Annotated in this window: 11 protein-coding genes; 6 read left to right on the top strand and 5 right to left on the bottom strand. The window is 49.2% G+C overall.

The genetic code is table 11. The annotated features are described in order from the left end of the window. Window positions 1-8: 8 nt before the first annotated feature. The 4 genes from ACX1C1_RS01660 to ACX1C1_RS01645 all read left to right on the top strand — a co-directional run bounded on the left by ACX1C1_RS01660 (window position 9) and on the right by ACX1C1_RS01645 (window position 3692). Window positions 9-1496: an extracellular solute-binding protein gene (locus tag ACX1C1_RS01660; RefSeq protein WP_458955462.1), complete on the top strand. Its 1488-nt coding sequence runs from the start codon at window positions 9-11 to the stop codon at window positions 1494-1496. A 231-nt stretch (window positions 1497-1727) separates the two neighbouring features. Further along, window positions 1728-2096, top strand: coding sequence for a GntR family transcriptional regulator (locus ACX1C1_RS01655; RefSeq protein ID WP_458955461.1), 369 nt, complete (start codon window positions 1728-1730; stop codon window positions 2094-2096). Further along, window positions 2093-2992 carry an ATP-binding cassette domain-containing protein gene (locus ACX1C1_RS01650; protein ID WP_458955460.1) on the top strand — a complete coding sequence of 300 codons (900 nt, stop codon included), beginning with the start codon at window positions 2093-2095 and terminating at the stop codon, window positions 2990-2992. The genes ACX1C1_RS01655 and ACX1C1_RS01650 overlap by 4 nt, the downstream gene beginning before the upstream one ends. Further along, entirely contained in the window at window positions 2973-3692 is a 720-nt protein-coding gene (locus tag ACX1C1_RS01645; protein WP_458955459.1) for a hypothetical protein, read from the top strand. Before ACX1C1_RS01650 ends, ACX1C1_RS01645 begins: the two co-directional genes overlap by 20 nt. 33 nt (window positions 3693-3725) lie before the next feature. Here ACX1C1_RS01645 and ACX1C1_RS01640 read toward each other — a convergent pair whose 3' ends face one another. From ACX1C1_RS01640 to ACX1C1_RS01625, 4 genes are all read right to left on the bottom strand, one after another. Then, window positions 3726-4697, bottom strand: coding sequence for a serine hydrolase domain-containing protein (locus tag ACX1C1_RS01640; RefSeq protein ID WP_458955458.1), 972 nt, complete (start codon window positions 4695-4697; stop codon window positions 3726-3728). Window positions 4698-4780: 83 nt separating this feature from the next. Continuing rightward, window positions 4781-5728: an ABC transporter substrate-binding protein gene (locus ACX1C1_RS01635; RefSeq protein WP_458955457.1), complete on the bottom strand. Its 948-nt coding sequence runs from the start codon at window positions 5726-5728 to the stop codon at window positions 4781-4783. 86 nt (window positions 5729-5814) lie between these two features. After that, window positions 5815-7176, bottom strand: a complete 1362-nt coding sequence (locus ACX1C1_RS01630; protein WP_458955456.1) for a helix-turn-helix domain-containing protein — start codon at window positions 7174-7176, stop codon at window positions 5815-5817. Between the two features lie 466 nt (window positions 7177-7642). Next, window positions 7643-10186, bottom strand: coding sequence for a beta-propeller domain-containing protein (locus ACX1C1_RS01625; RefSeq protein ID WP_458955455.1), 2544 nt, complete (start codon window positions 10184-10186; stop codon window positions 7643-7645). Between the two features lie 201 nt (window positions 10187-10387). On the opposite strand from ACX1C1_RS01625, the gene ACX1C1_RS01620 reads away from it, so the two are divergent. Continuing rightward, window positions 10388-10975, top strand: coding sequence for a TetR/AcrR family transcriptional regulator (locus tag ACX1C1_RS01620; protein ID WP_458955454.1), 588 nt, complete (start codon window positions 10388-10390; stop codon window positions 10973-10975). Window positions 10976-11084: 109 nt separating this feature from the next. Further along, window positions 11085-12485: an MFS transporter gene (locus ACX1C1_RS01615; protein WP_458955453.1), complete on the top strand. Its 1401-nt coding sequence runs from the start codon at window positions 11085-11087 to the stop codon at window positions 12483-12485. Window positions 12486-12504: 19 nt separating this feature from the next. Here the strand turns inward: ACX1C1_RS01615 and ACX1C1_RS01610 are convergent, their stop codons facing one another. Beyond that, window positions 12505-12954 carry a (deoxy)nucleoside triphosphate pyrophosphohydrolase gene (locus ACX1C1_RS01610; protein ID WP_458955452.1) on the bottom strand — a complete coding sequence of 150 codons (450 nt, stop codon included), beginning with the start codon at window positions 12952-12954 and terminating at the stop codon, window positions 12505-12507. Window positions 12955-12970: the final 16 nt, after the last annotated feature.

Here is a 12970-nt window from a genome sequence, read left to right as displayed (position 1 = left end):
AGAGACAGATGAAAGAATGGTGGAAGAAGGCAGCACCTGTGGCACTTGCAGGTACGTTGCTGGCTGGTTGCAGCTTTGGCAGCGGGAACACGGAAGAAGAGAGCGAGAAAACGATCAGGGTCATGTATTATGATGAAAGTCAATTTTATTCGAACTATGGGATGTTATACAGCGCGCTGTATCCGAACGTCAACTTCGAGATTGTATCCACTCGTAATTTGTACGCAGGACCTGCGGAAGAAGGGGAGGAATACGATCCTGACAAAGCTCTTCAGAAGTTAATCGACGAAGAGAAACCCGATGTGCTGATGATTGATCAGAATCAATATAAGAAGCTTGCGGAAGAAGGCAAGCTGCTAGACATTGAATCTTACATCGCCAAGGACAAATTCGATACGGAAGGTATCGTTCCGGGTATGGTCGATTTCATGAAGGAAATCGGCGGCGGTCAGCTATACGGCTTCCCATCGAGCTTCAGCAGTCAGGTTATGTATTACAACAAAACGTTATTCGACAAATACAATATCCCTCATCCGACGGATCAGATGACCTGGCATGAAGTCATTCAACTTGCGAGACAGTTCCCGACTGACGGTGAGCCGAATGAGCGCGTATATGGCCTAAAAGCCGGCTATAATGGCGACTTGAACGAAATGGTCAACATGCTCTCATCTGCAGAAAGTTTAAAATACGTGGATACCAAAAGCAAAAAAATGACGATTGATACAGACGGATGGCGTAATGTCGTACAGTCGTCGCTCGACGCTATTCAATCCAATGCGTTGTATTTTGAAAGCATGAATCAGGGGATGATGAGCTCGGGCAGCTATGAGGATTATATCTTGCAGGATCCGTTCATGGGCGGCAGGCTTGCAATGACGCTGGACCATACCTATTTGATGCAGCGTATGAATGAGGCGAAGGACATGATCAAAGAAGAGGGCGTACTGATTAGCGATTGGGATATCGTGACGATGCCCGTCAGCGCACAATATCCGGATCAAAGCCCGAATACCTGGTACAGCGATATCTTTGCAATTGCCAAGGATTCACCGAATGCGGAAGCGGCATGGGACTTCATCTCGTATATCTCCGGCGATGAATATGCGCGCGTAAAGTCCAAAGTAACCAATATGGGAGGCTTCCCGATTCGAACGGCATACATTAAGGATGAGGAAGGCCATAATTTCGCAGCGTTCTACAAGCTGAAGCCATCGCGGCAGATGCAGGATTATAGTGAATATCAAAAATTGAATCCGCAGTTCAGCATGCTCTTCTACGGTTATATGCAGGAGGAGTTCAAAGCTCTTCAAGATGGGGCGAAGTCGATTGACGAAGCGCTCCAGACGCTGCAAGTCAAAGGGGACGAGCTGCTTAGTCAAGAGCCGATGACGGATGAAGAAATGCAAAAGGAGATGGAAAAACAAAGGTCGGAGCAGCAGAAGCTGTTGCAAGAAGCAGCAGGCGATGCTGTGGAGGACGTTGTAGCCGAGTAGGTGTACGCGAATATATAAGTCGATGCAGCAGTAAGGACTTGACGTCCGAACGATAAGCGACAAGTGATAAACGCGATTCAAGCGAGATCACTTTGTGGCATGGTTCGGGCGGAAGTCTTTTTTTTGTGTTGTGTAAGGATCATATTTTGAAATCGCCCATTGACTTTGATTCCACTTCGTTATATGGTTAGTTACATAACTAATGAACCGCATAAGTAATGAGGTGAGAGGATGTTCGATGACCGTAGTCCGATCTATCAACAGATCGCTGACGGAATTAAAAACGATATTGTAAGTGGCGTGCTCAAGGAAGAGGAGCAAGTCATGTCGACTAATCAGTATGCGGCATTCTATCGCATCAATCCTGCAACGGCGGCCAAGGGGTTCCAGTTGCTGACGGACGAAGGTATTTTGTACAAGAAGAGAGGGATTGGCATGTTCGTAAGTCCACAAGCGCGCGAGTCGCTTCTCATGCAGCGCAGAGATCGGTTCTTCGAGGAGGTCGTCGACAAGATGGCGGCGGAAGCAAAGCAGATCGGGATTCCGCTGACGGAGATTGTTAGAAGGCTCGAAGACTTGAACGGAGGGGAACAGGCATGACATTGACGATTGAGGTAAGCGGCCTTGGACATCAATATGGCAGATCATTCAGGGCACTGGAGGATGTTTCATTCCGGCTGGAGGGCGGCAAGATCTACGGATTGCTGGGACGCAATGGATCGGGCAAAACAAGTCTGCTCTCCATTCTGGCATCATTCCAGCTACAGACTGACGGCGAGGTGCGAATCGACGGAGAAGCGCCTTACGAGAACGAGAGAATCGTCAATCAGGTTTGTTTCATCCAGGAGAATGGTTTTCTGTCAGAAAGCATGAAGGTTCGAGACGCGCTCAAGTTAGCCGCAAGCTGCTGGCCGCAATGGGATGCGGCATATGCGGATCATCTTATTAAGATGTTTGACCTTCCGCTCAAGAAATCGATTATGACGCTTTCTCGCGGTATGAAGTCGGCGCTAGGCGTTACGATAGGTCTCGCTTCGAGGGCAGCGGTAACCATCTTTGACGAAGCCTATCTCGGAATGGATGCCCCATCGCGGTATTCGTTCTACGACGAGCTGCTAAAGGATTATATGGAGCATCCGCGAACGATGATTCTCTCCACCCACTTGATCGAGGAAGTATCGGATCTATTCGAAGAAGTGCTGATCCTGGACAAAGGGCGATTGGTCTTGCACGAGGAGGCCGAGACATTGCGGACACGCGGGGCGACGATTACTGGATCAGCGCAACAAATCGATGATTTCGCCCTTGGGCTGACTGTGCTTAACGAACAAAAGCTCGGCGGTACGAAGTCGATTACCGTGTTCGGTGAGCTCGGCAGGGAGCGTGAGAATCGGGCTATCGCGGATGGTCTGGAGATTGGACCTGTATCGTTGCAGGATTTGTTCGTACATCTGACAAGAAAGGGGAGTGGAGAGGATGAACGGAAACGCGGCTAAAGAAAAACGTAGTCCAGCGCGCAATGTGGCGTATCATTTGTGGAAAGCATACAGACATGTTTTGATTTGGTTCTGGCTGGTGTTCACAGTCATTTTTGTTGGAATCAATGAGCTGATTATGCGTGGGTACATTCCCGATGAAGAATTTAAGGAGGCAGGAAGCATCTGGTCGGGCGCTTCGTTATCTCCGCGAATATTTTTGCTTGTGTTAGGCATCTTGTTAACGCTCGGCTCGCTTAGCAGCTTTGTGTCGAATGGAGTAACGAGAAGAGCGTTCGCTAGAGGTGGTCTGCTGTTTATTGCGGGGATGTCATTGATTTGTAGTTTGGTTGTGTTGATTGGTTACCCGATCGAGCGAATGATCATCGAGATTAGTGGAGCGGAGCGTATTCTTGTTCATCCTAATCTATTGGTCGAGGTGCTGAAGAACATCCTGCTGTTCTTTAGTTATTTCTGTGCGGGCTGGATGATTGGTACCGGATTTTATCGGTTTCATTGGTTCAAAGGGTTGATCTTGTGTCATCTGTTAGTTGGCGTCATCATTTTGCTGGAAATCGTGCCATCATTGGAGTGGGTAAATTCGGCATCTGGTAATCATGCCATTAACTTCGTGCTGTTGTTATTATCATGCGTATGTCTAGCGTGGATCAATGTGCGCTTGCTGCATCGCGTTGTCATTAGACGCAAGCTGACCATATAAGGACGGGAGCCTGCGTCTATGCGACGACAGTCGTTATATAAACCATAAGCGCTCGGCTTCGGCGACACAGGCAGCTGCTTCTGCACGGTCTTGCAGCTCTAGATTGGCTAACACAATCCATACACGGCCGTCGGGCTGCGGATCACGGACAATGCGTGTCCAGTAGCCCGGCCATCCTCCGCTATGACTTTGCAGTAATCGACCGGAAGGCGTATACGAGTGGAACCAGCCTAGTCCGCAAGGTGTCTCGCTTCCGTCTTGCAGCGGCATTGGACTCGTAGACAGCAGCTGCGATGCAGGGGACAGCAGTTTCCCTGAACGAAGGGCACTATCGAAGGCATGCAAATCATCTAAAGTAGAATGAACCGTGCCGTCTCCTTGAATGCCATCTAACGTAATAACGAAGGAGAGCTCATCCACTTCATCGGGTAATCGATAACCAAGAGATGGTTCATATACCCATCCAAGGGCCAGATCATGGATGTGATGAGGATTGATCCGGCGATTGTAGACGCGAGAGCGCTTCATCCCCGACGCTTGGAACAGCTCATGATCCATGTAGTTGGCAAAGGATTGACCGGAAGCTTCTTCAATGATGGTAGCCAAACAAACATAAGCCGTGTTCGAGTATTCGAATTGGCTGCCCGGTTCGAATACCGTGGGAGGAACATGCTGATTCAAGGCATCGATAACGTCGTCGTTCGAATAGATTCGGCCCTCCTCGTAGTGTGATGCGAGCAGCTCCATATAATCGGGTAATCCGGAAGTGTGAGTCAGCGCATGTCTAATCGTGGGCACAGGATAAGGCAGCTTTGGAATCCACCGCACAAGCGGATCATCCAACTGCAAGCGGCCTTGCTCCGCTAATCGCTGAATGGCAGTCGCGGTCAGCGGTTTCGTGACCGAAGCAAGCTCATACAAGGAGTGTCTTGTTAATTCTCTGCCCGATCGATAGTTAGCTTGTCCATATACGGCAACTTGAGCTGGAGCGTTGGACTCCGCCAACAATATACCTCCAGAAAACAGACCCTTACGATGAAGGGTCTGAAATTGTTGGAGAATGAATGAGCCGACTTCAGCAGCTGGCGTCATTGGAACTGCTCCAATACGGCTTCTACGATTCTAATCTTGCCGTACGCTGTGCTGCCACCGGAGACGAGCGGATCAATCGCATTGATAAACAATTTATTTTGTTTCACTGCATCCAGACTTTGCCATACTTTGGAAGCCTGAATGTCTTGCAGCGTCTGCTCGCTTCCACCGTTCTCATAGATATCATATTGAACGATCAAGTAGTCCGGATTAGCCGCGAATAGACCTTCCAGTGTGATTGCTGTCTGTTGCGTAGTTTGAGCAACGACAGAGGGCACGGTAAAACCTAACTCCTCATAAAGCACGCTATTGACGAATACATCCTGTGGATAGACCATAATTTCTCCACCTCGAACGCGAACGGCTAAAACTTCAGTGGTAGAATCCAATTGGGAGACGATGGATTGTGCTTCTTTTTTAGCCTTCTCGTAGTTGGCTACAGCTTCGACTGCCGAAGTTTGCTGACCGGTAACATCGGCTAACATCTCCAGATTCGCTTGCCAATCCTGTCCAAAGTGAGAGACGGGGATATACGGAGCAATCAGCGCGAGCTTCTCATGTACGGCTTCGGTTTCCATATCCGTGCCGATAATGAGATCAGGAGCCAGCTCCAGCAAATACTCCAGACTTTCTTCTGTAGCACCCATGAGAGGAATCGTTTCTTTCATAACGGTGCCATAGAAGCCGGGAAATGGCTCAGCATCATCGCCAATGGCACTGGATGCGTAAGGCTCATAATTCAGGACGACGGCATCCTCCATCGATTCAAACGCGCTCATAAACAGAATTCGTTGTGGCTCTGCAGGAATCGTATACATTTGACCGAGATATTCAATCGTGCGGGTAGCATTCTCCGATGCTGACTGGGAATTGCCGCAACCAGATAGCAGTGTGATTACGGTGCACAAGCTTAATAAGGATATAACGAAACGACGTAATGGCATGATAGGCACAACCTCCAGTGAGAATGATTATTACTATTAGACATCATAGTGAACGTAGGACAGTTCTGTCTATGTACGATTGTCTGCTAGTATGATGGAGGATTGTCGGAAAGCATCCTTACAGTCGCGTCTACAATTAGCTTTCTTGCCAGCGGCGAATCTTCACGCCAAGGGAAATGCTGGAGCATATATAGCTGTCGCTGGCGAATGGCAGGCAGCTCGAGCCAGTCTTCATGAAACTGTAGAGATTCCCAAGTGTACATGGATTCCTCATCTTGATAGATGAGCACAAATAAAATATCGGGTTGTGCTTCGATTAGTTCGGAGAGGGAGAATGGCGTATCGATATCATTCACATGTGAATGAGCCGCCCTAAAGCCCAGATCTTCGAACAAGACGGAGGAAGCCGTATGCGAGGCATAATTGTAGATATACGTTCCTTCGATGAGCAAGAGCTGTATGGAGTGAGTCTCTCGCCATCGTGACAGCTTCATGCTCGCAGCCAACACTTCATATTCATAAGCAGCGATGAATCGTGCAGCTTCGCTCTCGGCATGTAGCAGGGAGGCGATCTGCAGGAATGGAATCTGCCACTGAGCATGTGCGAGATCGATAGATACGAGCGTCCCCGCGCTTTCTAACAGCTGAACATCTTGATGTAATTGATCGGCTGGATAAAAAATAATGTCATATTGCCGACCTTCACGAAGCAAGGTATGGACATTATTGTGGATAATTGACGGAGATCGCCCTATGCTTAGACGTAGCATGAGTTCATTGCCGATAAGCTCGTCGTAATAGGATCGCCATATGGGATGACTCGGCGCGGCGTAGGGCAAGAAGTGCAGCGGTGCCAGGAAGCCTAGAAATGCACTGTCCAAGACGACGATCACACGGCTTCGATTATGAATAAAGTGAGACGGCGAAACACCGGTCTCTTGCTTGAATCTTCTGCTGAAATAAAACTCGTCTTGAAATCCGCAAGCCAGCGCAATCTCGCGCAAACGACGGCCTCCTCGCATGAGCAAGCGCTTCGCGGCTTCAATTCGAATCTGATTCAGATACTGAATGGCGCCAATGCCGTAATGTTTGCTGAATAGCTCCATGTAATATTTGGGGCTGATTCGAATACTGCCAGCCAATGTTGCTATAGTTATCCGTTCGGCATATTCGTTCTGGATATAGCGCCTACTAAGCTCAAGACTCGTCAACAAGCCATCCTCTGCATGAGGAATAGCCGTATTAGCATAATGCAGCAGCTCGTGGAAATAAGCTTGAGACAGGTGGGAATGGGCATCAGGCTGCTCTAACTGAGTATGGTCAACTAATAGATGACAAAGTTGCAGCAGACGTTCGTTCAGCGGCAATTCAGCGGCAAGCGACAAGAGAGGAGCGGTTATCCGATATAGTTGTTCCGGAAACATCGTCCCATCATCGTTCGTCCCCATTTGCGAATACCTCGTGTGATAACAATCAAATGAAATCATATACACCATACTATGGGCTGCAGGTACCCAATCCGTCGTCAATTCCTCTTCAGGCGGACAATAGAATATGCTGTTACACGTGGCTTGGAAGCTATGTCCTCCGCTGATGATCGTACCTTCTAGTTGGTTAGGAATGATAAGGGTATGACACATAGACAAATTGTGGTTTATGCGGCTGCAGGATGAGCCTTGCACACGTTTGATGTCTCTCAATTGGTAGATGGACCTGTCATTCTGCGAGGTATGCAACATGGACTTTTTCCCTTCTATATAGCAAGATGGAGCTGTATTCATTGTAACAGAACACGAATTCAGATGGATAATGCTAGCATCTTGTTAACGAAACAGAGACTCTCTATCATGCTCCAATTGGACCATGATAGAGAGTCTCTGTATGCTGTAAGTGGTGGCTGCCCGCTCAAGCAGGTTATCTTGCTGGTGTCACGGCAGGCATCGGCATCATATCGATCGTGCCGCCATCCCCCCAGTAAGAAGGCTGAGGGAGCGGCGGGTAAGATAGCATGCCCTTATCGGTTAAATCCGACAAGCCGGTTGCTTTGAGCATAGCGTCGGACAACGTATAGAGTGTATCGCCGGCGTATAGGATGCGGCGTACGGTCTTATTGTAGTCGTAACCGTATTGCCCGCTTTTCTTGAGGTCTGCATCGGACAAATGGCTGATGCGACCCTTAAGGTTAAAGCCGTTGACAAGGTCAACTCCGTATACATATGCGCCTTGGTAAACAAATTCGCCGTATGCCGGCATTTCTCCCGGTTTGATGGCTTCTTTGTTTTTGATTTCGTAGAGCTCAACCGGGAATGCCATGATACCCTTTGCCTTCGAGAAGAGGAGAGCCTTGTGATTATAGAGCAGCTCGGATCCTGTGCCTCGATCACCAATAACTTCTTTGAACAATTCCTTTGGCTGCGTAACATCCGTTACATCAAACATGGCGATCTTCATCCCTTGATAGAACGCCATCGTTTCGTCTGGCCCCATCCCTTTGGAAGGAACCTCTACCGTTTCTTTGCCGAAGCCGATGATATGGTTCTCATCGTACGGATGGAGATAATCGCTGTAGCCTGGAATTTTGAGTTGACCGAGTACGTTCGGTTTCGTTGGATTGCTTAAGTCTAAGGCAAACAACGGATCTACGTTGCGGAAGGTGACCATGTAGGCGCGATCTCCCATAAACCGGACAGAATAGATGCGCTCTCCCGGTGCGAGACCTTCAAGCTTGCCTATCGTTGTTAGCTTCTCGTCCAGCACGAAGACATTATTGGTGGAGCCTTGTTCACCGCTCGCCCACATATTGCCTTTGGTAAGTGCTACTCGGAAGTAACCATTGTATTCGTCCATCGAGAACTGATTCAATAGGCTGCCCGGTACGGAACCTTCACCGATGTATACGACCTTGCCTTGATCCAGTCTGAACTTATGGAAAACCGTAGACTCCTTGTAGTCGTCGCCTTGTATTTCGTACTTGGCAATCGCGACATACAGATGTTTCTCGGATGCATAGATGGTGTTGCCGGAACCAAGGTATGCGGATACTTGCAATTCCTGATCCGGTGTACTGAGATCAGCCGCGCCGACCAGCATCATGCTGTTGTCTGTCGGATTAGGGAAGTAGCGGATCTCGTCCAGAGGTAGAGTCACTGGTTTATCCGATACAGCGGAATCCCTGTACAGCGGTTCAACTTCTTGCGCTAATGCTTCGACGGATGTTTCATTGCTGGTCGCATTCTTGGCATCGCTGCTGATGGACTTGTTGTACAGCGGGTAGAAATTGTTATATTTGTTCGTGACGATATAGATTGAATCACCAACCATACGAGAGGAGACATAGCCGCCCTCTTGGGACAATTCTCGTGCGAGAGCAGGCTCACCTGCATCACTCAGATTGTATACCAAAGTGGTCGTCAAGCTGCGGCTGTTCATGTATGGCATGCTGGACATACGTTTCTCATCCGGTACCGGCTCGGAGGTTATATTGTCTGGAGCAACTGGATCGGCGCCTTGTGTTGCTGATGAACCAGAGTTGGGAGGTGTGCTATCCACTCCAGCACCTTCGTTCCCCTCTTCAAGAGGCATAGCTGCAAATAGTTGGTCCTGGCCAATGACTACCAGACGGTTGTCACCGACATACAGCTCTTGTGGAGTAAAGCCCTTTTTGTCGTCATACTCCAGTACGGCAGCCAGCTTAGGGTTGGCTGGATCCGCGATGTTGGTTATGATGACGCGATTACCGCTGATCTGGTAGACAAAATGGCCGTCGGTCTTCGCCCAGTCAGCCTCATCCACGCCGTCTACTTGCACATTCGTTGTGGAATGATCGTCGGCTGTAGGCGCACTTTCGCCATCAGACTTCGCGCCTGCATCGGAGCTGGTTTCTGCAGATACAGCCGTGCCCATCTCGGCGGCTCCGGAAAGCATAATGACTTTGTTATTCTGGTTGATGGAAGCTTGGAGCAGCTCCATAAGCTTCTTCGGTGTCCCGATGGTCGGGAGCTCCTTCGGTTCATCAATCGAGACGATCTGTTTAATGCCGTCCCATGCCACGATTGTGCCGAGTGACTCAGACACAGCGCGCAGCGGAACCATCGTGATATCGTTTTCGATCCGCGGCGCAAGAGGCAGCTTCACGTTTTTGCCGCTTGCCGTCATCGTAATGGAGTTGATCGCGATACGTGCAGTGCGGCCGTTTCTCTCGATCGTTACCGATTTCGAGCCGTCTCCTGCGTCGTTGTATACCACATTTGCCCCTAGCGCCTCAGCAACCTCTCTAAGCGGAACAAGCGTTGTTCCATTATCAATATAAGCTGGTGTGCTCAGCGCAAGCGGCTTGTCTTGTATCCGAATTTCGATCGATCCTTGAGCGACGGCTTCTTCCTTAAACGTCCCGCCTGTAAACGGAGATAGACATAGCGCTAGAGCGAGTAATACGGCCATTGCAGCCTTCCTCTTCATAACTGGGCCTCCTTTGGATTGGGTTGTAATCGATGTGCCCCCTCTAACGTAAGCAGCGTGCTTCTTGGTGTTACTTCATTTGACGCTGTTGTTATGGAATAAGTTGCATGTAGTTTACACATTTTAACGGAAATGAATTGACACTCGCCTCTTACAGGAATAGAATGTAAGTAATTACTTGCATGCACGCTGGAGGAAAAAATGAGCGAAAACAGCAACATGAACACCAGAGATAAGATCATGCTAGCGGCGATCGACATCATGTCGGAGAAGGGATATGCTGCGACCACGACCAAGGAGATTGCGCTTGGGGCAGGCGTTAATGAGGTCACCTTGTTCCGCCATTTCGGAACGAAGGAAGGTCTCGTGAAAGCCGCATTCAGCCGCTTCCATTACGGTGACGAGATGACGAAGCTGTTCGAGAATCGTCTGGTCGGCGAGCTGGAGACAGATTTGCTGGTCATCAGTCAGCATTATCATAAGCTGATGAGCGGCAACCGTAAACTGTTTATGATTACCCAGCGCGGGAGAGGACAATTGCCTGACGAAGTGTATGAAGAAGCGCATCGGCATCCCATGCAGCTAAAGAAGCTGTTAACGGACTATCTCGGAAACATGATGAGCCAAGGTCAAATAGTGGCGACCGAACGATCGGATCTTCGTGCATGGTCGTTCATGTGGATGCATCATGGTGCATTCCTCTCACAATTGAACGAAGATGATTTGTCTGTATTCATCACAGATAGTGTTAATCTGTTTGTACGAGGTCTGAGACCTGACACGGAATAGGGAATGATCACCCGCTTGGGTGTTTTTTTCTACCCTAAATGTAAGTATGTACTTGCATTCAATGGTGTTTGAAATGAAAAGAAATGAACACAAACAGGAGGAATAAACGATGAATGACGATGCGGCAAGCTCGAGTGAAAGGCAAGGTAAGGCCCTTATGCGATTATTGTTATTTACCGTCATGATTTCTTCGATGGGTGCGCTCATGTTTAATATCGTGCTTCCGCAGATCGGCGAAGAGTTCCACATGTCGCTGCCACAGACGAGCTGGCTGACGACCGCTTACGCATTAATCTATGCGCTCGGCACCGTAACCTATGGCAAGTTATCCGACCGCTTTCAGCTCGCGAATCTATTAACCTTCGGCATCCTCTTATTCGGAGCAGGCTCGCTTATCGGCTTTCTGTCGACGACATTCCCGGCAGCTCTGCTTGGGAGATGTCTGCAATCCGCAGGCGCCGCGGCAATTCCGGCTATCGCGATGATTATTCCGATTCGTTATTTTCCACCGGAGAAGAGAGGGAGCGCCATCAGTATGACGGCTGTAGGGATCGCGCTCGGGAGCGCGCTGGGGCCAGTAGTTGCCTCATTGCTTGTCAGCATTGCCGACTGGCGGTGGCTGTTCGTTCCGTCTCTTCTTATGGTGGGGTTCATCCCGCTATATCGCAAATATCTGCGTACCGAACCGCTCACCGAGCCGCGCTCATTCGATTGGTTAGGCGGCTTGCTGCTAGCCGCTGCCGTATCTCTTATTTTGCTCGGCGTCACTTATTTGGAGTGGTTGTATGGAGTGGGTGGGCTGGTGGCATTGTTCCTGTTCGGAATACGTATACGGGCGGCAAAAGAAGGCGAAGCCTTTGTGCATCCGGGGTTATTCCGCAATCGTAATTATGTCGTCATGCTTGTTCTGACCATGTTAGTCAGTGGCATAGGGATCTCGTTGTTCTTTCTGACGCCGATCCTGTTGGCCGAAACCTATGGTTTGGATGCTGCATGGATAGGCTTTGCCATGGTGCCTGCTGCTGTTGCTTCGTCGTTGCTCGGCAGGAAAGGAGGGAGGCTGGCGGATCGCAAAGGCAATACCTATTTATTCACAATCGCATCGAGCTGCCTGATCCTGTGTTTCTTGCTTCTGTCTTCCTTCGCAGGCATTGCAGTGCCATGGATTGCGGCGTTCCTCATTCTCGGCAATGTGGGGCAATCCTTCCTCCAGATTGCGATATCGAACGCCGTCTCCAGCGTGTTGCCCAAAGAACAAATCGGCGTGGGCATGGGATTGTTTTCGATGATGAACTTCATTACGCACGGTCTTGCAACGGCTGTATATGGCGTGTTAGCTTCGACTGGAGCGGCTCATAATTGGAATCCTATAAACAGTTATATGAAAGAGCAGTCGTTTAGCAATATATATTTGGTACTAATGGCGGTTCACATCGGAATATTGGTGTTCTACCGACTTCGCTCTACTGCGGGAAGCTCATCCAGTAAGACGGTTGGCATGACGCGATAATGGCATAGGGGCTTCTTCATCAGTCAGGATCATTTGGCTGGAGAGGGAGCCTCTTCGTTTCGTATATGTTCGATGTAGCTAGGATGCGCTGGACGGTCGGTACATCTGCCGGTGCCCAGTTAAGTGTTTCAAGTTCTGACACCGCAAGCCATAATAGTTCCTCATGTTCTCGCGGGATTGGCGTACCTTCAACAACCTCTGCATAATGAGTGAGTAATCGTACCTTTAAGGAAGGATACTCATGAACAATATCTTCAATTCGTGCTCTTACTTTGATTAAACATCCCAGTTCCTCTTTGATTTCTCGTACGAGACATGCTTCCACTGACTCCCCGGCTTCGACCTTTCCACCAGGAAACTCCCATACCCCCGGCATAGACATTTCTGAAGAGCGTAAGGCGCATAAGATCATTTGATCTTCGTTAACAATGACGGCCGCCGCGACGACAATAGACTTCAAGTGCAACATCTCCCGTTCTTAATGC

It is taken from the genome of Paenibacillus sp. strain BS8-2 (assembly GCF_054483835.1).
This window is presented reverse-complemented; position numbering and strand designations above follow the sequence as displayed.